We start from the raw sequence: 22,155 nt of genomic DNA, 5'->3' as shown, positions 1-22,155 counted from the left end.
CAGACAGCTGAACGGATGCCGCCATTTTACACCCAGCAGTGTACTTTCTGAAATCCGGAAACTACACTGTGCAGTGTACCCTGCGGACGTCACCCATGAAGCGCCTGCTCCTTGTCCTCCTGCTCGGAATCCTCGCCGTGACCGCCTATACCTTCTGCAAATCCTGGTCCCTCCCCGACTTCCCCGATTCGCCGCAGTACCGCGAAGGCAAGTTCCGCAATGCCCTGCCGAAACCGGCAATGGGCTTCCGTGATGGCCTGGAGATCTGGTGGACCTTCCTGTTCAACAAGCCCAAGGGCACCGTGCCCGACCACCCCATTCCGGTGCAGGCGCTGGACCGTGCCACCCTGGACGCGGCGCCCGACCGCAGCCTGTTCCGCCTGGGGCATTCGACGATCCTGCTGAAGCTGCGCGGGCAGTACTGGCTGACCGATCCGGTGTTCTCCGAACGCGCCTCACCGGTGCAATGGATGGGCCCGGCACGCTTCCATGCGCCGCCGATCAGCATCGACGAACTGCCGCCGATCGCCGGCGTCATCCTCTCGCACAATCACTACGACCACCTCGACCACGCGGCGGTAATGAAGCTGGCCGGCAAGACCGCGCGCTTCATCGCACCGCTGGGCGTGGGCGACCAGCTGATTGCCTGGGGCGTGGATGCGGCCAAGGTCGAGCAACTGGACTGGTGGCAGTCCACCGAAGCCGCTGGCCTGCGCCTGACCGCAACCCCCGGCCAGCATTTCTCCGGCCGCGGCCTGGGTGACAGCGATCGCAGCCTGTGGGCGTCGTGGGTGATCCAGGACGGCGACTTCCGCATCTTCTTCAGCGGCGACACCGGCTACTTCGACGGCTTCAAGGCCATCGGCGAGAAGTACGGTCCGTTCGACCTGACGATGATCGAAACCGGTGCCTACGATCAACGCTGGGCGTTCGTGCACATGCAGCCCGAACAGACCCTGCAGGCGCACCTGGACCTGCGTGGCAAGTGGCTGCTGCCGATCCACAACGGCACCTTCGACCTGGCCCTGCACGAGTGGCAGCAACCGTTCGAACGCATCAGCGCATTGGCTGCAGCGAAGAACGTGCCGGTGGCCACGCCGATGATGGGCGAGGCGCTGGACATGCAATCACCGACCGCTGGTACGCGCTGGTGGGAGCGTGTGCAACTGTAACGGCCTGTGGCGCAGCGCCCCTCAGCCGGGAGGCTGAACCAGCCGTTCCTGCTCCTTGGCTACATTGATCTGCAGCGCCGCAGCAGCGAGCTCCGCCAGCTCGCTGCTGACCTTCTGGCTGCCGCGCGCCTGCATCCACGAAAGAATATCGGCCAGATGCCAGATCGACGCGCTGCCTTCGTGCACCGGTGCCGGAAACGTCTGCGGGTGCGCGAGCAACAACTTGCGCATGTTCTGCCGTGACATGCCCAGCAGATCAGCGATATCCGTCAGCCCAACCAGATCGGGACTGACTTCGATCAGCTCTGCGTCGGGTACGGCACGCTGGACGTCTCCCAGCGCGGAGCGCATCGCCTCAGCGGCACTGCTCGCCTCACGGCAGAATTCAAGCGCCAACCTTGCCGGGCTCCCTACGCCCAGCAGTGCATCTCCACATCCAGCATCGAGCAGGTGCCGTTCGAGGACGCCAGGATCACCCGAGGTATCGGGCAGGCGGTATCTCAGGGTGAAGTTGAATTCCGTCTTCAAAGGACCTGCCTCTCCCTGAGTCAGCAAGGGCGGCTACCGCGAGCGCCGCTGGATTGCCGAACCTACAGAATCTCCGTCGCGTTTCCAGAGGCGAATGCGCCACTCACAGTTCGAGGTGAACTCCCAACCCTGCCTCACCCTCTGCCAACTCAGGCCGCAGGCTCAGTGCAGGGATCAGATAATCACCGCCGTTCTGTCGCCGGTAGGCAATCACCGGATCGCTTGCCAGCCCATCCAGCCGCGCGCCCAGCCCCTCCAGCACGCCAGGCAACGACGCCTCATCGATACGGCTGCTGCGGTAGATCACATGCGCGGGCAGAACGTCAAAGCCGGGATAGAACAGGATGCCGTGCTGGATCGGGAACAGCACATCGTCGATTGGCCCATTGATGCCGCGCGGACCGTAATGCGACTCCCAGCCACCGGTGGTTACCACCAGCATCGCGCGCTTGCCGGACATCGCGCCCTCGCCGTAGCGGTCGCCCCAATGCCGGTCGGAGTGTTCGCCCACGCCATAGGCAAAACCATAGGCATACACGCGATCCACCCAACCCTTCAGGATGGCCGGCATCGAGAACCACCACAGCGGGAACTGCAGGATGACCGCATCGGCCCAGCGCAGCTTTTCCTGTTCGGCGGCGATGTCGGCGCTCTGCCGGCCGGTCCTGAAGGCGTCGCGCGAATCCAGTGACGCGTGGAACGGCACCGAAGGATCCCGCCCGGGGTGATCGTCGGCATCGATCTGCGCCTTCCATTGCATGGCATGCAGGTCGGACACCTGCACGGTGTGGCCGGCGCGTTGCAGGTGCTCAACCGTGAAGGCCTTCAGGGTGCCATTGAGCGAGGTGGGTTCGGGGTGGGCGTAGACAAGCAGAACGTTCATGGTGGTACCAGGGAGGGAATGCCAGCCATGTTGGGTGCCGCCACGCTATAGTTGAAATGAATTCCTGCAATCCCCGGCATTGCCATGGACAATACCCTGCGTCGCATCGACCTCAACCTGCTGGTAACCCTGCAGGCCTTGCTGGAAGAGCAGAACGTCACCCGCGCGGCCGAACGCCTGCATCTGGCCCAGCCCACGGTCAGCGTGCAGCTGGCGCGCCTGCGCCACCTGTTCGATGATCCGCTGCTGCTGCCGGGGCCGCGCGGCATGCGCGCCACCGCCCGCGCCGATGCGCTGCGCGAACCGCTGGCCGAGGCACTGGCTGCACTGCAGCGTGCGGTCGCACCGATGCAGGCGTTCGATCCCGCCCAGGCTACGCAGACCTGGCGGATCATGGCGTCGGACTTCGGCGAAACCACGATCGTCCTGCCGGCATTGGCTGACCTGCGCGTGCGCGCACCCGGCACGCGCCTGGCCGTGGTCAGCCTGGCGCCGGCGCAGATGGTGGCGCAGAGCGAACGCGGCGAGATCGATCTCGCCCTCCACATCACCTCCGACGCGCCTCCCTCGCTGCACCATCGTCCGCTGTTCCAGGAACGCTACGTGCTGGCCGGGCGTCGCGACCATCCACGACTGAAGCGGCGGCCGACGCTCAAGCAGTTCTGCGCGCTGGACCATGTGATCGTGTCACCGGATGGCGGCGGTTTCCATGGCGGCACCGACAGCGCGTTGGCGCATGTAGGCGCGCGTCGCAACGTGGTGCTGTCGGTGCCGCACTTCCTGTTCCTGCGCAGCGTGCTGCTGCGCACGGACCTGGTGGCGATGATGCCCTCGCGCCTGGTCGCGCAGGACCCGGCCTTGAAGGCGGTTGCGGCGCCCATTGATGTGCCCGGGTTCGAGATGGTGATGCTCTGGCACGAACGCGTGCATCGCGATCCGGCACATCGCTGGCTGCGCGAGCGTATCTGTGCGCATTCATGAAACCTCGTGCCAGGACCCGTCCGGGAAATATTGCGACGCGTCATGTAACCGGTTACATCCCTTGCTAGCGTAGGCCCGCCCGTTCCCGGGCCCTGCCGATGTGAGGCCTTCGCAATGACGTTGTGCGCTGACCGCTGGACCGCTCCCTGCCTGCCGAACCGGCGCCTTGCCGCGGCCCTGCTGCTCGGCCTGTCACTGGCCGCCACCGCCACCGCACAGAACCTGCCACCGCGCGCGCAATGGCAGGCCAGCGCGTCGTCGCAGCAGGTTCCGGCGATGGCGATCAGCCACCTGATCGACAACGATCCGAAGACGGTGACCGGCGGCGCGTTCAGTCCCGGCCACTGGTTCCAGGTCGATCTCGGCAAGCCTGCGATGCTGGCCGGTGCACGCCTCACCTGGGATGTCTCCAACCCCGAAGGCTATTCGCTGCAGACCTCGCTCGACGGCAAGCAGTGGCAAAGCGCCTACGTCATGGGCGATTCGCTGGGTGGCGTCGAAACCCTGTACTTCGCGCCGCGACAGGCCCGCTACCTGCGTCTGGCCAGCCCGCAGCGCACCTCTGACTGGGGCGTATCCATCTTCGAAATGGAACCGCTCGACACCGCGCTCAGCGCACGGGTGACCGGGCTGGACGCCACCCAGTCCGCTGCGCTGTGGCAGGGCGGCGGCACGGTTGCCATCCCCGCAGGCAAAGGCGGCATCCACACGCTCGACATCACCCTGCCCCGCGCCCAGCCCAGTACCGGGCTGGCAGTGGACTGGGCCAACGTGCACGGCGCTGCACGCCTGCAGGCGCAGGACGCACAGGGCCGCTGGCACGAACTGGCGCGCGACGCGCAGGCGGCGAACCGGCAGCAGAGCTGGCTGGCGGCCGACGCGCCACTGGACATCAAGGCACTGCGGCTGACCGTGGAAGGCGATGCCCCCCAGGTCAAACGCATCCGCCTGCTCGGCCCGAAGGCGGTGATGACGCCGATGAAGCGCTACCAGATCGCCGCCAGTGGCGCGCAGCGCGCGTTGTTCCCGGCCTCGCTGCACATGCAGCAGACCTACTGGACCGCGGTCGGCGTGCATGCGGGCCGGCAGAAATCGATCTTCGACGAATACGGCAACATCGAAGCCTACAAGGGCGCACCGCTGGTGCAGCCGATCTGGCGCAGTGCCGATGGCCGCGCGACCGGTGCCGCCGAACAACCGGTGCAGCACGCACTGCGCGATGGCTGGAAGCCGATGCCGTCTGCCACGTGGTCACCGCAGCCCGGGCTGGAACTGCGCAGCGAAGCCTTTGCCATCGAGCGCGACGGGCAACCGGTCACCTTCGTGCGCCATCGCCTGCGCAACACCGGCAGTTCGGCCATCGAAGGCACGCTGACCCTCGCAGTGCGACCGATGCAGATGAATCCGCCGTGGCAGAACGGTGGCCTGTCGCCGATCCGCCAGGTGGCCGTCGAAGGCAACAGCGTGCGCGTCAATGGCCGCACGCTGCTGCAGTCCCTCAGCGCCGTGGATGCCGCTGGCACCGCCCCCTTCGGCAACGAAGGCGACACCGAGATCACCACGGCCATCGCCAGCGGACAACTGCCTGCCGCACAGCAGTCCAGCGATGCCGCAGGCCTGGCATCGGCGGCGTTGAGCTACCGCGTCACCCTGGCCCCTGGTGCCAGCGACGCGGTGGTGGTGGCCTTCCCGCTCGGTACCGCCACTGCCGATGCCAATGGCGTGCTGCCGGAAGCGCCGGCCCTCAACCTCGCGTCGCTGCCGCGCGACGGCGACAAGGCGTTCGACACGCTGGCCAGCCGCGCCTCCGCCGATTGGCAGGCGCGGCTGGGCCAGGTCGGCCTGCGCCTGCCCGACCCTTCACTGGTGGACATGCTGCGCGCACAGGCCGCCTACATGCTGATCAACCAGACCGGCCCGGCCATGCAGCCCGGCCCGCGCAACTACAACCGCTCCTTCATCCGCGATGGCATGGCCACCTCGGCCGTGCTGCTGCGCATGGGCGAAGCCAAAGTGGCACGCGACTACCTGGCCTGGTACAGCGAACACGGCGTGCACGGCAATGGCCTGGTGTCGCCCATCCTCAACGACGATGGCAGCGTCAATACCGGCTTCGGCTCGGACATCGAGTACGACAGCCAGGGCCAGTACGTCACCCTCGTTGCCGACGTCGCCCGGCTCGATGGCGGGCCGGAAAGCGTGCGTGCCTACCTGCCCAAGGTGAAGGCCGCGCTGCGCTTCCTGCAGGAACTGCGCGAACGCACGCTGGTGCCGGGCTACATGGCCGACCAGCCATCGCCGGAGCGCTTCGCCGGCATCCTTGCGCCGTCGATCAGCCACGAGGGCTATCCCTCACCCACCCACAGCTACTGGGACGACTACTGGGGCCTGAAGGGTTGGCATGACGGCGCGTGGTTGGCCGAATCGCTGGGCGACCACGAAACCGCCACGTGGGCGCGCGAACAGTACAAGGCGCTGTATGACGCACTGCATGCCTCGATCCGCGCAACGATGGCATGGAAGGGCATCGACTTCATTCCGTCATCGGCCGACCTCGGCGATGGCGATCCCACCGGTGTATCGATCGCGCTGGATCCCACCGGTGCGCAGAGCGTGCTGCCGGCCGAGGCCCTGCGCACCACCTTCGCCCGCTACCTGGACGATGTGCGCAAGCGCAACCAGCCCGGTGCGCTGTATGCCTACACGCCGTATGAAATCCGCAACGTGCTGAGCTACGTGCACCTGGGCCAGCCCGAAGCGGCCGACGAGCTGCTGCAGGGCCTGCTGCACGATCGCAGGCCGCTGGAATGGCAGGTGCTGGCCGAGGTCGTGCACTCGCGGTTGCGCTTCCCGCGCTACCTGGGCGACATGCCGCACACCTGGATCGGCGCCGAATACGGCCGCACCCTGTTCGGCATGCTGATGCGCGAGGACGACGACGCGTTGTCGCTGCTGCCGGGTACGCCCCCTTCGTGGGTCGCTGGCGAGGGCCTGGCCGTGGACCGCCTGCCCACCGCCTATGGCACCCTGCAGATGCAGGCACGCCAGCGCGATGGAACTCTGCAGGTCTCGCTCGGCAAGGGGCTGCGCAAGGGCACGCCGGTACGCGTATGGTGGCCGAGCCGTACCCTGCCCAAGGACGTGCGCGTGGATGGGCGATCGGTACGGAACTTCGACAAGGACGGCGTGCTGCTCGATGGCCCGTTCCGCACCCTGGAGGCACGTTGGCAGTAATGCCGATGCAGGAACCGAAGTGATCGAACTTGTACTCGATGGCAGCCCTGTCGCCGCCGCTACCGACGATCAGCTGGCCAGCGCACTGGCGCTGGCCGCATCCATGCCCCAGTTCGAACTGTGGGCATCGGTGCCCGACGGTCCATCGCTGTGCATGCTGCGCAATGCGGAGCATGCATGGCTGATGTACCTGCGCGAGCCCGGCGACGGCGGCTTCCACTCCTGCGGAAACGAACACCGCGCCGGCAACGCTTATTTCCGGCTCGACAATGGCCAGGTGGATGGCTATCCCCTGGCGTGGTGCATCGGCATCGAGGCGTGCTTCGCCGCGCTCAGTTTCTTTCACGGCAATGGAGGCGCCCGCCTGGAACACATCGATTGGCAGCCCTGACCCCGGTAGAGGCCGACCTTGGTCGGCATGCCCCGCCTCGCATTCCGGTGGCTGCCCTCCGGTAGATGCCGACCTTGGTCGGCATGCCCCGCCTCGCATTCCGGTGGGTGCCAACCGTTGGTTGGCACGCCTGCTTCAGAACCCTGGCAACCCCGGCGGATTGGTCTGCGACTGCGGCACCGCTTCTTCGGCCACATTCCAGCGCGCCAGCACCTTTGCGTAGGTGCCGCTGCTGATCTGGGTGTTCAATGCCTGGGTCACCGCATCGGCCAGGCCACTGCCCTTGCGGGTGGTCACCGAAATCGCCGCTGCGTCCGGCCAGCCACCCGGGAACAGGCCGACCCGGCGCACCTTGCCATCACGCGCCGAATAGGCGCCGGTGGCATTCGGCTCGAACGACACGTCGGCGCGGCCGGTGATCACTGCCAACCGCCCGATCACCGCATCATCGAAGTACTGGTACTCCACCGGTTTCAGGCCTGCGGCGATGTTCTGCTTGTCCCATTGGCGCAGGATCTGGTCCTGGTTGGTGCTGGCCCCCACCACCACTTTCAGCCCTGCAACATCGGCCGGTGTGGCGATCTTCTGGATCGGTCCATCGGTGCGGGTATAGATGCCCAGCAGGTCGAAACGATAGCTGGAGAAATCGAACTTCTTCTTGCGTTCTTCAGTGACCGTCACGTTCGACAGCACCGCATCGTACTTGCCCGATTCCAGCCCCAGCGGCCAGTCGGCCCAGGCCACCGGCACCACCACCAGCTTCAGGCCCAGGCCATCGGCGATCAATCTTGCGATGTCCGGCTCCACGCCCACCACTTCCTTGCTGTCGGCACCGTAGTCGGCCAACGGCAGCTGGCCGGGATGGGTGGCGATGGTGAACGCGCCCGGGGTGACGAAGCGATAGCCGGCCGGAATCAGCGCCTGCGCCTTCGGATCGGGCGTGCCCTTCAGTATCTGCGCGTTGCTGGCCGCCAGCGAGGTCGCCGCAACGGGCACACCGTCGGGGTCCTGGCGCACGCGCGAATAGACGATGCCGGCAATGCCGATGACCAGCACACCGATGATCAACAGGGTGCTGCGTGCGGGACGTCGCTGCGATGCTGGGCTCATGGCGGTTCTCGAAAGGGGTTACAGGGTCTTGGCCAGGAAATCGGCGGTGCGTTGCTGGCGCGGGTGTTCAAACAGCGCGTCTGGCGTGCCCTGCTCGATCACCCGGCCCTGGTCCATCATCACCACGTGGTCGGCCACGCGGCGGGCGAAGCCCAGTTCGTGGGTGACGATCACCAGCGTGGTGCCGGAACTGGCCAGTTCCTCGATCACGCTCAGCACCTCCGACACCAGCTCCGGGTCCAACGCGGAGGTCGGCTCGTCGAACAGCAGTACCTTCGGCTGCAGGGCCAGCGCGCGGGCGATGGCCACACGCTGCTGCTGGCCGCCAGACAGCTGGCGCGGGAAAGCATCGGCCTTGTCGGCCAGCCCCACCCGCTCCAGCAGGGTGCGTGCCTGCTGCTCGGCCTGGGCGCGCGAAATGCCGCGCACCGCGATGGGCGCTTCGATGATGTTCTCCAGTGCGGTCATGTGCGGGAACAGGTTGAAGCCCTGGAACACCATGCCGACTTCCGCGCGGCGACGGCGGATCTCGCCTTCCGGCAACTCGTACAGGGTGTCGCCGTCGCGGCGGTAACCGATCAGCTGGCCGCCCACGGTGACGAAGCCGCTGTCAGCGCGTTCAAGATGATTGATCAGCCGCAGCAGCGTGGACTTGCCCGCACCGGACGGACCGATCAGCACCGTCACGCTGCCGGCCCTCAGTTCCAGATGCACGTCATCAAGCACCGTCTGCTCTCCGAAGGCCTTGCCCACGCCCTGCAGGGACACAGCCGCGCCCGTTCCGGCCTCGATCGGCACGGCAAATGCCGCGCGGCTGGGCACGCGTGCAACGGTCGCCGCCGCCCGCGGTGCTGCAGACGATACCCGCGACACGTTGCGTTCATGCTGCAGCTGGCCGCGGGCAAAGCGCTGCTCCACCCGCCGTTGCAGCAGCGACAGCACCGTCAGGATCACCAGGTACCAGACGGTAGCCACCATCAGCAGCGGCACCACCTCCAGGTTGCGCCGGTAGATCACCTGCACGGTGTAGAACAGCTCCGGCAACGCCAGCACGTAGACCACCGAGGTGCTCTTGGCTAGGCCGATCACATCATTGAACGCTGCAGGCAGGATCGAACGCATCGCCTGCGGCAGGATGATGCGGCGCACCTGGCGCCCACGCGGCAGGCCCAACGCTGCGGCCGCCTCGTACTGGCCGTGGTCGACCGACAGGATGCCACCACGGATCACCTCGGCCGAGAACGCCGCCTGGTTCAAGGTGAGGCCGAGCACGGCGGCAGTGAACACGCCGATCAGCTGCGTGGTCGGGTACGAGAACAGGCTGATGCCGGTGAAGGGAACGCCCAGTTCGATGGTGCTGTACAGGTAACCCAGGTTGTTCAGCAGCAGCAACAGCACCAGCAGCGGAATCGAACGGAACAGCCACACGTAGCCCCACGACACCGCCGATAGCAGTGGTGAGCCGGAGACGCGGGCCAAGGCCAGCAAGGTGCCCAGCGCGAAGCCGAGGCCGGTACCGAGTGCGGTCAGCAGCAGCGTTCGCCCCAACCCGTCCAGTACCGGCCGGGCAAAGAACCACTCGGCGAACGTGCCCCAGCCCCAGCGCGGATTGCCCAGCACCGACTGCAGGCCGATCAGGATCAGCGCGAGTGCCAACACCGTGCCGATCACCTGCAGCGGATGCCGCGCCGGCACGATCTTCAGCGCCGTGGCCGGCTGGCGGACAATGCCCTCGATGGCAGTGGAAGGCGTACTCATGCCGCCGCTCCATGCAGTGCGAGGGTAGCTGTGTCGCCCGCCTGTGACTGTGGCACCAGATGCTTCTCGAACGGCAGATGCGCGATGGTTTCCGGGTCCGCATCCAGATCGAACAACGCGGTGTAGCCGTGGCTGAGATACAGGCCGACCGCCTCGGGCTGGCGGAAGCCGGTGGTCAGGAACACGCGCCGATAGCCCTGACGCGCAGCCTGGTCTTCCAGTTCCTGCAGCACGCGCCGGGCGATGCCCTGCCGACGCAGGCCAGGCAGCGTCCAGATGCGTTTGAACTCAGCGGTGTCCTCATCGCGATGCGGCATGAACGCTCCACCGGAAATCGCCACGCCGTCGCGCAGCAGCAGCACGAACGCACCGACCGGGGCAGCGAAGGCTTCGGCCGGATAGCGCTGCAGTTCCTCGCGGGCACTGCCACCGATACGCCGGCGCACGTCCGCATAGCGGTTGTCGTACTCCTGCTCCAGGCCGTCGAACAACGGGCGCGCCAGCGGGTCGTCCACCGAGGTGTACAGGAACCGATCGTTGTCGTACCGCACGCTCATGCCACGTCCTCCACCAGATAGTGCTCGGCCAGACGCGCCCACAGGCTGGCCGCCGGGGCGATGGCCGCGTCGTTGAACACATAGCGCGGGCTGTGCAGCGGCGCGCTGTCGCCGTTGCCGACGAACACGAAACTGCCCGGCCGTGCCTGCAGCAGGAAGGCGAAGTCCTCGCTGGCGGTACGCGGTGCGAAGGCCTCCACCACCTGCCCTGCACCGAACCCCTGTACCGCCACCTCGCGGACGTAGGCCGTCTGCTCGGGGTGGTTGATCACGCTGGGGAAGCCGCGCGGGAATTCGATCTCGGCACGCGCACCGAAGGCAGCGGCAGTCTGCTCGGCAATGTCGGTCACCCGTCGGCGCAGCGTATCGCGCACCTCCGGCAGGTACGCGCGCACTGTCAGCTTCAGCTCCACCACATCGGGGATGACATTGGCCGCCTGCCCACCGTGGATCGAGCCGACGGTGACCACGCCCATCTGCCGCGGATCGACATTGCGCGACACCACGCTCTGCAGCGCGGTGATGATGTGCGCGGCAGCCAGGATCGGATCGACGCTGCCCTGCGGCTCGGCGCCGTGGCCGCCCTTGCCGATCACCCGCAGACGCGCCCAGTCCACCGATGCCATCGCCGGTCCGTCGACGAAGCCGAAGTGCCCCACCGGCACGCCCGGCCAGTTGTGCAGGCCATAGATGGCATCGACCGGGAAGCGTTCGAACAGGCCATCGGCGATCATCTTCGAAGCGCCCGAGCCGGTTTCCTCGGCCGGCTGGAACACCAGCTGCAACGTGCCATCGAAATGCCCGTGGTGCGCAAGGTAGTGGGCAGCCGAGAGCAGGATGGCGGTGTGGCCATCGTGGCCGCAGGCGTGCATCAGGCCTTCGCGCTGGCTTGCATAGGCCAGCCCGGATTCTTCATGGATCGGCAGCGCATCGATGTCGGCGCGCAGACCCAATCGGCGACGGCCCTGCCCGCGCTGCAGCGTACCGACCACGCCGGTGCCACCGATGCCGGTGCTGACCGCATAGCCCCATTGCTGCAGCAGCTCGGCCACGCGGGCACTGGTGCGGTGTTCTTCGAAGGCCAGTTCCGGGTGCTGGTGCAGGTCATGGCGGATCGCGATGGCGTCGTCGACACGTGCCGCGATCTCGGGCAGTACGCCCGTTGTCGGCGAATTCCGCTGGGCATGGCCCGGCGCTACCGAAGTGTCTCCGCTCATCGCCTTATCCCACCTTCCGCGCCGGCTCGGCGTCGGTCGCATAACGGCTCGCCTTGCGTGGCAGGCCCAGGTGGTCGCGCAGGGTCTCTCCTTCCAGCGCACTGCGGTGGTAACCGCGTGCTTCCAGCAGGGGCAGCACCAGCGTTACGAAATCATCCAGGCCTTCGCGCTGCGCGGCGAAGCCGAGGATGAATCCATCGCTGGCGCCGGCGTCGAACCAGCGGATCAGTTCGTCGGCCACATGTTCCGGCGTGCCGATGAAGTTCGGCCGCGGGCTCACCGCCTGCAGCGCCACCTGGCGCAGGCTCAGGCCCTGCTCGCGCGCATCCTGCTTGATGCGGTCGGTGGTGGAGCGGAAGGAGTTGGCGCCGATGTCGCCCAGCTCAGGGAACGGCGCATCCGGGTCGTACTGGCTGAAATCATGGTGGTCGAAGAAACGGCCGAGATACGCCAGGGCATCGTCCAGCCCGGCCAGCGCGGCAATCGCCTGGTACTTGGCCTCGGCTTCTTCCGCCGTACGGCCAACGATCGGGCCGATGCCCGGGAAGATCTTGATGTCACCAGCGCTGCGGCCATGGGCGATCGCCGAGTTCTTCACCTTCTGGGTGAACGTACGGGTCTCCTCCAGTGACGGCGCGTGGGTGAACACCGCATCGGCGTACTTGCCAGCCAACGCAATGCCATCGTCGGACGAACCGGCCTGGAAGATCACCGGCTGGCCCTGCGGCGAGCGCTGGATGTTGAGTGGGCCTTCCACCTGGAAAAAGCGGCCCTTGTGGTCGAGGCGGCGGAACTTCTCCGGCGCAAAGAACGTGCCGCTGTCGCGGTCACGCACGAACGCATCGTCATCCCAAGAATCCCACAGCCCCTGCACCACTTCCAGGTACTCATCGGCAATCTGGTAGCGCAGCGCATGCTCAGGATGCGGACGCCCGTAATTTCGTCCCGAGCCTTCCAGCGGCGAGGTCACCACGTTCCACCCTGCACGGCCACCGCTGAGCAGATCAAGCGAAGCGAACTGGCGCGCCACGGTGAACGGGTCGCTGTACGAGGTGGAGAGCGTGCCGGCCAGGCCGATCTTCTTCGTCGCCGTCGCCAGCGCCGACAGCAGCGAGATCGGCTCGAAGCGGTTGAGGAAATGCGGGATCGACTTCTCGTTGATGTACAGCCCATCGGCAACGAAGCCAAAGGCAATGCCGTTATCCTCGGCGGTACGCGCGATGTCGATGTAGTAGCCCAGGTTGACGCTGGCATCGGGCACGTTGGACGGGTGCTTCCACGCATGCATGTGGCTGCCGGGGCCCTGCAGCATGATGCCGAACGGGATGGGACGCGGGGTCGTGCTCATGGGGTGGCTCCAGCAGTCAGGCCACCGCCGCGCGGGGCGCGGGCGACAGCAGTTCAAGGGACGTCAGGCGTGCGTCGAGGTCGGCCACCGGCGCGTCGAGGATGAATTCACCGACGCCGAAGCGGCGGTGCAGCGCATCCAGCTCGCTGCGTACATGCTGCGCATCGCCAGAGAGCACGCTGGGGCGTGTTTCTTCGATGCGGAAATCAGCAACCCCCACCTGCCGCGCGTATTCGGCAGCGGCTTCGGGACTGGGCAGGTTCACCGTCTGCCCTGGGGCCAGGTGCAGCTTGTAGACCCGCAGCGCGCCGATATAGCGGGCGGCGGCCTCGCTGGTGGGCGCGGCGAAGGCCACCGTTGCCAGCAACGGGGCGTGCGCGGACACCGCGCGATAGGCCTCGAAGGCGGCCTCGATGTGCTTCGGGTCGCCATCGAAGTGCGCGGCGTAGACGAAGCGCCAGCCAAGCTCTGCGGCCTGCCGCGCACTCTGTGGACTCGCGCCCAGCAGGAAGCGCTCCGGTGGCGTCTGCGGAATCGGCCGCGCCTGAGCGTCGGCCTGCGCATCGGACAGATAGCCTTCCAGGTCGCGCAACTGCTGGTCGAAATCGGCGAACGCCGGGCGACCGGCGGCCAGTGCGGCAGTCGATGCCGGCAGACCACCCGGCGCCTTGCCCACGCCCAGATCCACGCGTCCGGGCGCAAGGGCGGCCAGCAGATTGAAATTCTCGGCCACCTTGTAGGGGGCGTAGTGGCGCAGCATCACCCCGCCACTGCCGATGCGGATGCGCCGGGTCTGCGCCAGCACCCACGCCGCCAGCACTTCCGGTGCCGGGCTGGCCAGCGCCGGCGCGGCATGGTGTTCGGCAAACCAGTAGCGGTGGTAACCCAGTTGCTCGGCGCGCTGCGCCAACTGCAGGCTGTTGCGCAGCGCCTGTTCGGGCGTGCTGCCGTCGGCCACTGGGCTCTTGTCCAACACGCTGGTGAGGTAGCTCATCGTCACGTCCTCGCTCAGGGATGGGCCACGGGAATGCCGAGCAGGCCATTCAGTGCCGCCAGGATCGGCTCGGCACCGGAGATGTACTGGCGCTGCTGGTATTCACCACTGGCGTGCTCATTGACCACGCCCTGCGGCAGCACCAGCTTCGGCAGCGACTGGTCCTGCTCACCGATCTCGGCGATCACCTCGCGGCGCGGCCGGCTGAAGCCGATGCGGCGCACATCCAGCTGTGCGTCCAGGCCCTCGATGCTCGACAGCGCACCTTCCAGCAGCAGGCTGTGCCGGCAGAAGAAGCGTTGGCCGGGCAGCTGGCCGTCCTCGAACTCGCGGTCCAGCAGGAACAGGATGGGTTTGTGGGTTGCGTCTACAGCCACGGGATCGTCCTCGTAGGGGCCGGCAATGCACTGCCGCTTCGATATCGATGCTAGAGAAGGACGGCCCGATGCCAGCGCCGGAACTCGACAATCCACGGTCGGATCCGGCCATGCAGATGCAGGTTGGCAATAAGCAGACTGCCGGCCGTTATGGGCACGGGCGGCATCACGCCGCTTGCGCAGGTGCGCGCCAGCCCAGCGCCGGCGCGATGTCCTCGATCACCGTGCTGAGGATGCGCCGGTAGTCCTGCTCGGGCAGTTCATAAGGCAGCTCCACCCGCAGCTCGTCCACCTGCTGCAGCAGCGGATCGGCCTGCAACCGCGCGATGATCTGCGCCGTGCTGCCGACCACGTCGGGTGCGAACATCGTGCGTCGCGGCCCTTGCGGGGCCAGGGTGCGCGCATGCCGCTGCGCACTGAAGGCCTCGATCCGCTGCCGCGTGGCCGCATCCACACCCTCGGTGGGCACCAGCACCCGCCCCACCGCCACGCGGCGTGCGCTGCCCACCGGCAATGCCGCACGATAGGCCTGCAGGTGCTGCAACTGCGCGCCGAAGAAGTCATCACTCAGCTCGGCACGGTTGACGTTACCCAGCAGCAGATGCAGCCCCTGCTCACCCGCCGAACGCGCCGACTGCAGGGAGCCAGCGCCGTACCAGACCCGGTCCACCAACCCCGGCGCATGTGGCTGCAGACGCGGGCGATAGCGCGTGGCGGCGTTGCCGACTTCGGCATCGGCGGTGCCCAACGGTTCACCACGCAGCGCTTCCAGCAACCGCGCCACCCGGCCATGGGAAAAGTCGATGCGCGCAGGGTCGCTGTCGTACAGCAAGGGCCCTACCAGCCCGCCGTGTGGCGGCGCGCCGGTACTGACGCCTACCTGCAGCCGGCCACCTGCCAGCGCATCCAGCAAGGACAGATCCTCGGCCAGGCGGAACGGTGTTTCGTAGCCCAGCTGGATGACCGCACTGCCCAGTTCGATGCGCGTGGTGTGCTGGCTGGCCGCCGCCAGGAACACCGCTGCCGAGCTGATGCCCGGTTCCAGGTGGCGATGGCGCACCCACGCGCCGTCATAGCCCAGCTGTTCGGCAAACGCGATCAGCGCCAGCGTCGCGTCCAGGCCCGCGCGTGGTTGTTCCGGCAGATAGCTTCCCGGCGTGAGGAACGCCAGATGCCGCAGCTGCACCGCCACGTCCTAGGCGATCCTGCGCAGCGGCGCGGGCAGCGCTGCCGCCACGTGCGCCACGTGTCCCGCCGCACGCTCGGCCGCCAGTTGGATGCGTGCCTGCAGTGCAGCGCTGTTGATCCGGTCGCCGTCGAAGTCGGCCGGCGTGGCATACACCCCGATCGGCAACGTATGCGCCTGCAGGAAGCTGAAGAGTGGACGCAGCTGATGGTCGATCACCAGCGCGTGGCGCTCACTGCCACCGGTAGCCGCCAGCAGCACTGGCGTATCCACCAGAGCGTCCAGCCCGATGAAGTCGATCAGGTGCTTGAACAGGCCCGGATAGGACCCGCGATACACCGGCGCGGCCGCCACCAGCAGCTGTGCAGATTCAATCGTGGCCAGCGCGCGCTCTACCTGCGGCTCCACTTCGCTGCGCTGCAGCGCCTGCCCCAGCGAGCGCGCGATCGGCGCCAGCTCGACCAGCTCCACGCTGATGTTGACCCGCTCGCGCAGTTCTTCCAGCAGATGCCGCACCAGCAGCAACGTGCGCGAGTTGGCCGACGCCGTCGGCGAACCAATCAACGCAACCACATTCAATGCAGAAGACATGACCCCCTCCTCGGTAGCGCCGGGCCATGCCCGGCGACGTTTCACATGAACCTCAGAACCGGTAATTGACGCGCCCGTACCAGAACGCCCCGACGTTGCTCAGCACATCACCGCTGTCCCAGGTGGTCTCGATGCTGGCCACATCGGTGGCGCTGCGTGCGTACGCAGGCACCTTGCGGGTGCGCTTGTCGAACACGTTGTTGATGCCCAGCGCCGCACTCCAACCGGCACCCAGCTCGACGCCACCGGACAGGTTGGTCACCAGCACCGGCGGCTGCTTGTACTGCACGCCGTTGTTCAGGCGCTTGATCGGGCCGTAGTAGGTGAAGTCCACGTTCGAACGCCAGCGCCCGTTCTGCCAGCCCAGCCCCGCCACCTGCGTGTACGACGGCGTGCGGAAGCGCAGCGCGTACTCGCTCGACTTGGTCAGCAGGTTGATGTTCGGCAGCCCCTGCAACGCCTGCGGAATCGCGCTCACTTTCTGGATGGTGGTGCGGCCCACATTGGCCGCGTAGCTCCAGCGCAGCTTGCCCCACTGCGTTTCCTGGTTCGCCTCCAGGGTCAGCTCCACGCCGCGCGTGCGGGTGTCGCCCACGTTGGTGAAGTAGCTGGCATAGAACGCATCACCGGGCAGGATGCTGATGCCGGCCGTGCCCAGCAGCGCGTCGATGGTGTTCTTCTGCGCGGCGGTCAGCACGGTGCCACTGTTGTCGGTCACCCGCGCCGGGTCCTGCGCGTTGTAGCCGATCTGGCTGGACTGGCCAAGCTGGCCGCGGATGTCGATCTGGTAGGCATCCACCGCCAGATGGAAGGCCGGGCTCGGGTCCCAGGTCACGCCGAGGCTGTAGTTGGTGGCCTTCTCCGGCTTCAGCGGCGTAGCGCCCAGCGCCACTGCTGCCGGCGAAGCGACCTGCGCCACCAGCGTGGTACCGCACGGGCAGCTGCCGGTGGCTTGGTAGAACTGCGCGCCCAGGCTCGGCGCGTGGAAGCCATTGCTGACCGTGGCACGTACGCCCAGCGCATCGGTGAAGTCGAAGCGCGTGGTCAACCGACCGGTCGACACCGTGCCGAAGTCCGAGTGGTCTTCCCAGCGCGCGGCGGCGTCCAGGTACCAGCGCGACGTGATGTTGGTCGCTGCACCGGCGTACACCGCCTTGCTGTTGCGGGTGGCCTTAACCGCATCGGCGGTGGAATAGCCGACAAAGGCAGCCGCACCAAAACCGGTGTATGACTCCCACTGCCCTGCCCCGCGTTCGTATTGTTCGTGCTGGTACTCGGCACCGGCACTCACTTCCAGTGGCGATGCGAAGGCCGCCACCTCGAAGCCGCGACGCAGATCAAGGTTGGCGATGCCCTGCTGGTAATCCAGCTTGCCGTCATAGAAGTCGGTCGGCGAGCCCGGGTACGGCAGCGAGTAGTTCACCGAATTGCGGGTGTAGGTGCGCACCGTGTTGCGGTTGCCGGTCAGGCTGAAGTCGTAGTCCCACCCCGCAACCTGGCCCTTCACCCCGGCCGTGCCGGTGTACTGCTTCTCCTTGGTTTCCAGCACTGGCAGGAAGCCATCGGGAAACACGCTCAGCACGCCCGGTGCCTTGTAGGTGGTAAAGATCGTTGCCGGCAGGCGGAAGTTCTGGATCGCCTGCGCGGTGCGGTCGCTGGCAGTCGCATTGGCGTAGAACTGGGCGTTCTCGCCCAAGCCATGGCCCACGTTCACCGCGAAGGCCTTCAGCGCATACGACGGCGAGCTCAGGATGATGTTGGCCTCGGCATCGCGCCCGGCCTCGGCCGGGTTCGGCGTCGCTCCAGCCGGCAAGCGGTTGTTTGGACGCAGCGCCACCAGGTTGCCGTTGCCATCCACGGCGGGATAACTCAGGTAGCCGTCGATGTAGCGCCGCGTGCGGATCGCATGGTGCTGGCGCGTGCTCTCGCCGGACAGGTTGATGAAGCCATCCTCGCTCCACGGCAGGCCGATGTTGGCGCGCACGCTGGTGCGGCTGCCGTCGCCATCGGTGCTCTGCCCGCTCTCCACCGAGACATCGCCACCGTGCGCCTGCGATTTCAGGATCACGTTGATCACTCCGGTGATCGCGTCCGAACCGTAGATGGCCGAAGCACCATCGCGCAGCACCTCCACATGGTCGATGGCCGACACCGGAATCAGCGCCAGATCGGCCCAGGCATGGCCGGGGTAGCCGCCACCGTTGGCGCCACTGACATACGCGCTGGCGTTGCGGCGCTTGCCGTTCACCAGCACCAGCGTGTAACCCGGCGACAGGTTGCGCAGCTGGTAACCGCGGATCAGGCTTTCCTGGTCGCTCTGGTAACCGCCGATCTGGCTCAGCGATGGCAGGCTGCGCTGCAGCGCTTCCAGCAGGTTGGCCTGGCCGGTCGCGGCCAGGTCCTCGGCGGAGATCACGTCGATCGGTGTCGAGCTGTTCTTCACCGTGCGCGTGCTGGTGCGTGAACCGGTCACCACCACCGCATCCAGCGTGGACGCAGCAAGGTTGGCAGAAGTAGCGGTGGCCGCCGACGGTGCATCGGCCTCAGCCGCATACGCCGGGGCAGCGGCAAGAGTGGCGGCAATCAGCAGGGAGAGCGTGGACAGCGCAGGAATGTGGGCAGCAGGCATGGGGGCTCGTGGGGGTGGGCCGGAGACACGCCTCCATTCAAGAGCCCACGCCCAACACGCAACAGCGGATATCGCGTCATGTGACCGTCACATCGCGCCAGCCACATGACCGCTGGTAATGACCTTACGCAGCCTGCACACACCGGGTCGGATCCCTTTCCAAAGGAAAGGGCTCTGACCCCATACACGCGAATCCGCAGGGTCAGAGCCCTTCCTGCGGAAAGGATCTGACCCCGGTCTCCATATACCCTGCGGGCATCACCTCATGCCCGCGCGCCACTCAGCGGCACGTGCCTGCGTCGGTAGCATCAAGCCATGCCCACCCTGTCTGCCGATCCGACCGCGCCCACCGTCGCCATCGTGGCCTGCCACGGCCAGGGCCTGTTCGAATTCGGCTGCGCGGTCGGCCTGTTCGCACCCATCCGCCCTGAACTGGGCGTGGCCTGGTACCGCACCCAGCTCTGCGCTGGCGAGCCCGGTGCACTGCGCATGCTCGGCAGTGCGCAGGTGCAGCTGCCCTACGATCTGAGCGCCGTCGACGACGCCGACATCATCGTCATTCCCGGTTGGCGCGAACCCAGCGAGCGCCCGCCGCAGGCGTTGCTTGATGCCCTCACCCGCGCCCACGCGCGCGGCGCACGCATCACGTCCATCTGCTCCGGTGCATTCGTGCTCGCCTGGGCTGGATTGCTCGATGGTCGCCAAGCCACCACCCACTGGCGCCTCACCGAAACGCTGGCGCGCGAATTTCCGCGGATCCACGTGCGCGACGATGTGCTGTACGTGGACGCCGGCAGCATCATCACCTCGGCCGGCTCGGCCACCGGCATGGACATGATGCTGCACATGGTGCGCAAGGATTACGGCGCGCGCGTGGCCAATCTGGTGGCCGAACGGCTGGTGCTGGCACCTTGGCGTGATGCCGAACGCAGCCAGCGGGTCAGCCGCGCGATTCCGCTGGGCGAGCCCACGCGGCTGGCGAAACTGATGGAATGGATGCGCCGCAACCTGCGCGAGCCGCATTCGCTGGGCAGCCTGGCCGAACAGGCCGCACTCAGCCAGCGCACCCTGCAGCGGCAGTTCCTTGAAGCCACCGGCCTGTCGCCCATCGACTGGCTCATCCGCGAACGCGTGGCCTACGCACGCGAACTGCTGGAAACCACCGACCGTCCGCTGCAATGGGTGGCCGAACAGGCGGGGTTCGGATCGCAGGAATCGTTCCGCCGGCACTTCCGCGGCATGGTCGATGCCAGCCCCATCGAATACCGCAACCAGCACCGCAGTGGCCTCAGCGCCGACCGGCTGGTGGGTTGCTGACAGCACCTCCGTCTTTCCACGCAGCCACCCAACCGGCAAGATGCAGGCACGCCCCGGCCTGCCGATGGAACGGTGATGACTGCTACCCCGTACAGGAACTACCGCTTCGGTATCGGCGTCTCGCTGTTCCTGGCCAGCCTGCTCGCCGCGCTTGGCCTGATCGCGGTCTGCACCCCGAATCTCGGCTGGGGCGTGGTGGCGTTGATCACCCTTGCGCTGTGGATCGGGGTGCCGCTACTGGTGCTGCTCCTGCTGGCCTGGGGCCGCTACATGGTGCGCGAGCGCGGGCACGTCCCGGGCCGGGTGCATGCCCTGATGTTCGTGCCCACTGTCCTCGCCCTGCTCATCTATCCGCTGGGTGATTCACTGCGCGGGCGCTTGGATGCCGCCACCGGTGGCTCGCGTGCGGCCATCGCAGAAACGCACATCAACCTCAGTGGCCATGCACTGTGGCTGGACACCTCACCCTATGCCTCCACCTACTCCGGCGCGGGACCGGACCTGCCCATGCAAGGCGACAACCCCCAGCGCTTCGTTGCCTTCCACCGCTATCCGAACGCGCAGTCCGATGCAGACAACGCCTTCCCCTACGACAACGCACGACTGAAGCCGGGCATCGACCGCTACCGCTATGGCGCGCCCTCCGAAGGCACTGCAAGCACCCTGCCACTGCGTCGCCAGTCCTATCCGGATACCACAGCGCTCACCCGCGTGTGGGGCACATCGGGGGGGCCAGGCATCGCGCACCTCTACTACCACTATGCAGACCACGTCGAGGTTGCCCCCGCGCTGGCGCGTCTGGCCGGCGCTACCGAATACGAGCTCGAGCGCAGCCGCGTGGAAGGGCTGGTGCAGTTCAAGACGCACAACTACGGCGCCGCGCCGATCGTGCGCCTGGAAATCAATGGCGCGACGCTGGACATCGGCGACGACGCCATCGCGCCCATTCCTGCGCCCCCGGCCGCGTGCACGGCGTCCAACCACACCACCGGCGTCGCGCTGTTGAATCTCGACCAGCCGTTGCAGGTTCGCTGGCAGACTGCCGCCGCACCGCAGGTATGGCATCGCGCACGCGTGCAGGTTCCTGCATTCCGCCAGCCACAGCCACTGGATGGTCAATCCACCCTGCAGCGCGTGCTGCTCTATGTTCTGCCCGACGGCACGATGGCAGCAGAGCGCTACGTGGAAGTGCTCGCGGGCAATTCCCGGCGTGGCATCAAGGCCACCGGCCTGCCTGCCAATGCGGCGGCACACGCGACGTGTGGCAGCGCCTACGCCACTTACGGCGAAGACGCACCAGCGCCGCTGGCGGACTGATCATCCGGACTGTCCCTTGCAGCGTCAGACGCGAGCGCGTGCGTTGCCCGCATGTATCCGCCAGCACTGCGCCACGAATCCGATCGCAAACACCACCGCGCACCCCAGCAACGTCTGCAGGATCACCGGCGCCAACGGTGCAGGCGCAATCGGGTGCGCCACCGGCAAGCGTGTCAGCGTTTCATTCACGCCTGGCACCAGCGACAGCAGGAAGCTGAAAGACAGCGCGAACGTGGACAGATAGGGTGCCAATCGCCCAAGGAACCGCAACCGAGCCGCCGACACCCCACCGAACGCAATCAGCAGAATCACCACACCAAACGCGTGGCCAGGATTGAGGCCCCCGGTGCTGGAGACGGTGAACGAGGTCACCACCGACAGCACCAACCCCAGCAGATAGAGCTTGCCGGCGCGCGTAGCCGGATCAATGGCCCGATACCGGATGAAACCGAACAGGCCGGCAGCGATGGGAACCAGGCTGATCGCGGTGTGCACGATGCCCAAGGAAGAAAGCGGATGACTCATGACGACCTCTGCTGGAGTTTTGAACCTACTAGTAGGTAGG

At 66.9% G+C, this 22,155-nt stretch carries 19 protein-coding genes; 6 read left to right on the top strand and 13 right to left on the bottom strand.

Annotated elements, in window-relative coordinates; all coding sequences use genetic code 11:
* The first annotated feature begins 95 nt into the window (after window positions 1-95).
* Window positions 96-1,172, top strand: a complete 1,077-nt coding sequence (locus AB4Y98_RS19430) for an MBL fold metallo-hydrolase (RefSeq protein ID WP_088100667.1) — start codon at window positions 96-98, stop codon at window positions 1,170-1,172.
* A gap of 21 nt (window positions 1,173-1,193) precedes the next feature.
* Here the strand turns inward: AB4Y98_RS19430 and AB4Y98_RS19425 are convergent, their stop codons facing one another.
* Together AB4Y98_RS19425 and AB4Y98_RS19420 are read right to left on the bottom strand one after the other, a co-directional pair.
* A complete protein-coding gene (locus AB4Y98_RS19425) occupies window positions 1,194-1,700 on the bottom strand; it encodes a helix-turn-helix transcriptional regulator (RefSeq protein WP_442244973.1) in 507 nt (168 codons plus the stop codon).
* Between the two features lie 103 nt (window positions 1,701-1,803).
* Window positions 1,804-2,583 (bottom strand): NAD(P)H-dependent oxidoreductase, encoded by a 780-nt coding sequence (locus AB4Y98_RS19420; protein WP_088100665.1) that lies wholly within the window; start codon window positions 2,581-2,583, stop codon window positions 1,804-1,806.
* Between the two features lie 84 nt (window positions 2,584-2,667).
* Between AB4Y98_RS19420 and AB4Y98_RS19415 the strand changes: the two genes are divergently transcribed.
* From AB4Y98_RS19415 to AB4Y98_RS19405, 3 genes are all read left to right on the top strand, one after another.
* On the top strand, window positions 2,668-3,564 hold the full coding sequence (locus tag AB4Y98_RS19415) for a LysR family transcriptional regulator (protein WP_428704246.1): 897 nt from the start codon (window positions 2,668-2,670) through the stop codon (window positions 3,562-3,564).
* 114 nt (window positions 3,565-3,678) lie between these two features.
* Entirely contained in the window at window positions 3,679-6,798 is a 3,120-nt protein-coding gene (locus AB4Y98_RS19410; RefSeq protein WP_442244972.1) for a discoidin domain-containing protein, read from the top strand.
* 19 nt (window positions 6,799-6,817) lie between these two features.
* The gene (locus AB4Y98_RS19405) at window positions 6,818-7,189 is read left to right on the top strand and encodes a hypothetical protein (RefSeq protein WP_442244971.1); all 372 of its coding nucleotides are present in this window, start codon (window positions 6,818-6,820) and stop codon (window positions 7,187-7,189) included.
* Between the two features lie 135 nt (window positions 7,190-7,324).
* Here the strand turns inward: AB4Y98_RS19405 and AB4Y98_RS19400 are convergent, their stop codons facing one another.
* The 10 genes from AB4Y98_RS19400 to AB4Y98_RS19355 all read right to left on the bottom strand — a co-directional run bounded on the left by AB4Y98_RS19400 (window position 7,325) and on the right by AB4Y98_RS19355 (window position 18,956).
* Entirely contained in the window at window positions 7,325-8,299 is a 975-nt protein-coding gene (locus tag AB4Y98_RS19400; protein WP_442244970.1) for an ABC transporter substrate-binding protein, read from the bottom strand.
* Window positions 8,300-8,317: 18 nt separating this feature from the next.
* Entirely contained in the window at window positions 8,318-10,057 is a 1,740-nt protein-coding gene (locus AB4Y98_RS19395; RefSeq protein WP_442244969.1) for an amino acid ABC transporter permease/ATP-binding protein, read from the bottom strand.
* Window positions 10,054-10,614 carry a GNAT family N-acetyltransferase gene (locus tag AB4Y98_RS19390; protein ID WP_442244968.1) on the bottom strand — a complete coding sequence of 187 codons (561 nt, stop codon included), beginning with the start codon at window positions 10,612-10,614 and terminating at the stop codon, window positions 10,054-10,056. Before AB4Y98_RS19390 ends, AB4Y98_RS19395 begins: the two co-directional genes overlap by 4 nt.
* Entirely contained in the window at window positions 10,611-11,831 is a 1,221-nt protein-coding gene (locus AB4Y98_RS19385) for a M20 aminoacylase family protein (RefSeq protein ID WP_442244967.1), read from the bottom strand. Before AB4Y98_RS19385 ends, AB4Y98_RS19390 begins: the two co-directional genes overlap by 4 nt.
* A 4-nt stretch (window positions 11,832-11,835) precedes the next feature.
* Window positions 11,836-13,179, bottom strand: coding sequence for an LLM class flavin-dependent oxidoreductase (locus tag AB4Y98_RS19380; RefSeq protein ID WP_442244966.1), 1,344 nt, complete (start codon window positions 13,177-13,179; stop codon window positions 11,836-11,838).
* Window positions 13,180-13,195: 16 nt separating this feature from the next.
* Window positions 13,196-14,173: an MsnO8 family LLM class oxidoreductase gene (locus tag AB4Y98_RS19375; RefSeq protein ID WP_442244965.1), complete on the bottom strand. Its 978-nt coding sequence runs from the start codon at window positions 14,171-14,173 to the stop codon at window positions 13,196-13,198.
* A 14-nt stretch (window positions 14,174-14,187) separates the two neighbouring features.
* Window positions 14,188-14,550 (bottom strand): DUF3088 family protein, encoded by a 363-nt coding sequence (locus AB4Y98_RS19370; protein ID WP_025874933.1) that lies wholly within the window; start codon window positions 14,548-14,550, stop codon window positions 14,188-14,190.
* Between the two features lie 166 nt (window positions 14,551-14,716).
* Window positions 14,717-15,742: an LLM class flavin-dependent oxidoreductase gene (locus AB4Y98_RS19365; protein ID WP_442244964.1), complete on the bottom strand. Its 1,026-nt coding sequence runs from the start codon at window positions 15,740-15,742 to the stop codon at window positions 14,717-14,719.
* A gap of 3 nt (window positions 15,743-15,745) precedes the next feature.
* On the bottom strand, window positions 15,746-16,327 hold the full coding sequence (msuE, locus tag AB4Y98_RS19360; protein ID WP_394196388.1) for an FMN reductase: 582 nt from the start codon (window positions 16,325-16,327) through the stop codon (window positions 15,746-15,748).
* 52 nt (window positions 16,328-16,379) lie between these two features.
* Window positions 16,380-18,956: a TonB-dependent receptor plug domain-containing protein gene (locus AB4Y98_RS19355; protein WP_442244963.1), complete on the bottom strand. Its 2,577-nt coding sequence runs from the start codon at window positions 18,954-18,956 to the stop codon at window positions 16,380-16,382.
* A gap of 315 nt (window positions 18,957-19,271) precedes the next feature.
* Between AB4Y98_RS19355 and AB4Y98_RS19350 the strand changes: the two genes are divergently transcribed.
* Both AB4Y98_RS19350 and AB4Y98_RS19345 read left to right on the top strand, forming a co-directional pair.
* Window positions 19,272-20,273, top strand: a complete 1,002-nt coding sequence (locus tag AB4Y98_RS19350; RefSeq protein WP_080148995.1) for a helix-turn-helix domain-containing protein — start codon at window positions 19,272-19,274, stop codon at window positions 20,271-20,273.
* A 75-nt stretch (window positions 20,274-20,348) separates the two neighbouring features.
* Window positions 20,349-21,590 carry a hypothetical protein gene (locus tag AB4Y98_RS19345; protein ID WP_442244962.1) on the top strand — a complete coding sequence of 414 codons (1,242 nt, stop codon included), beginning with the start codon at window positions 20,349-20,351 and terminating at the stop codon, window positions 21,588-21,590.
* Window positions 21,591-21,614: 24 nt separating this feature from the next.
* On the opposite strand, the gene AB4Y98_RS19340 is transcribed toward AB4Y98_RS19345, so the two are convergent.
* The gene (locus tag AB4Y98_RS19340; protein WP_442244961.1) at window positions 21,615-22,115 is read right to left on the bottom strand and encodes a hypothetical protein; all 501 of its coding nucleotides are present in this window, start codon (window positions 22,113-22,115) and stop codon (window positions 21,615-21,617) included.
* Window positions 22,116-22,155: the final 40 nt, after the last annotated feature.

Source organism: Stenotrophomonas sp. 2YAF26 (assembly GCF_052114625.1).
Classification (GTDB): Bacteria; Pseudomonadota; Gammaproteobacteria; order Xanthomonadales; family Xanthomonadaceae; genus Stenotrophomonas; species Stenotrophomonas indicatrix.
Note: the sequence above shows the minus strand (reverse complement) of the source record. Positions and strands in the feature narration are given on the sequence as shown.

What these genes read in the sequence shown, in the direction of transcription:
- AB4Y98_RS19395 (WP_442244969.1), bottom strand. Translation starts at nt 10,057, where the DNA reads ATGAGTACGCCTTCCACTGCCATCGAGGGCATTGTCCGCCAGCCGGCC.
- AB4Y98_RS19385 (WP_442244967.1), bottom strand. Translation starts at nt 11,831, where the DNA reads ATGAGCGGAGACACTTCGGTAGCGCCGGGCCATGCCCAGCGGAATTCG.
- AB4Y98_RS19410 (WP_442244972.1), top strand. Translation starts at nt 3,679, where the DNA reads ATGACGTTGTGCGCTGACCGCTGGACCGCTCCCTGCCTGCCGAACCGG.
- AB4Y98_RS19375 (WP_442244965.1), bottom strand. Translation starts at nt 14,173, where the DNA reads ATGAGCTACCTCACCAGCGTGTTGGACAAGAGCCCAGTGGCCGACGGC.
- AB4Y98_RS19390 (WP_442244968.1), bottom strand. Translation starts at nt 10,614, where the DNA reads ATGAGCGTGCGGTACGACAACGATCGGTTCCTGTACACCTCGGTGGAC.
- AB4Y98_RS19430 (WP_088100667.1), top strand. Translation starts at nt 96, where the DNA reads ATGAAGCGCCTGCTCCTTGTCCTCCTGCTCGGAATCCTCGCCGTGACC.
- AB4Y98_RS19415 (WP_428704246.1), top strand. Translation starts at nt 2,668, where the DNA reads ATGGACAATACCCTGCGTCGCATCGACCTCAACCTGCTGGTAACCCTG.
- AB4Y98_RS19420 (WP_088100665.1), bottom strand. Translation starts at nt 2,583, where the DNA reads ATGAACGTTCTGCTTGTCTACGCCCACCCCGAACCCACCTCGCTCAAT.
- AB4Y98_RS19350 (WP_080148995.1), top strand. Translation starts at nt 19,272, where the DNA reads ATGCCCACCCTGTCTGCCGATCCGACCGCGCCCACCGTCGCCATCGTG.
- AB4Y98_RS19380 (WP_442244966.1), bottom strand. Translation starts at nt 13,179, where the DNA reads ATGAGCACGACCCCGCGTCCCATCCCGTTCGGCATCATGCTGCAGGGC.
- AB4Y98_RS19400 (WP_442244970.1), bottom strand. Translation starts at nt 8,299, where the DNA reads ATGAGCCCAGCATCGCAGCGACGTCCCGCACGCAGCACCCTGTTGATC.
- AB4Y98_RS19340 (WP_442244961.1), bottom strand. Translation starts at nt 22,115, where the DNA reads ATGAGTCATCCGCTTTCTTCCTTGGGCATCGTGCACACCGCGATCAGC.
- AB4Y98_RS19345 (WP_442244962.1), top strand. Translation starts at nt 20,349, where the DNA reads ATGACTGCTACCCCGTACAGGAACTACCGCTTCGGTATCGGCGTCTCG.
- msuE (WP_394196388.1), bottom strand. Translation starts at nt 16,327, where the DNA reads ATGTCTTCTGCATTGAATGTGGTTGCGTTGATTGGTTCGCCGACGGCG.
- AB4Y98_RS19355 (WP_442244963.1), bottom strand. Translation starts at nt 18,956, where the DNA reads ATGCCTGCTGCCCACATTCCTGCGCTGTCCACGCTCTCCCTGCTGATT.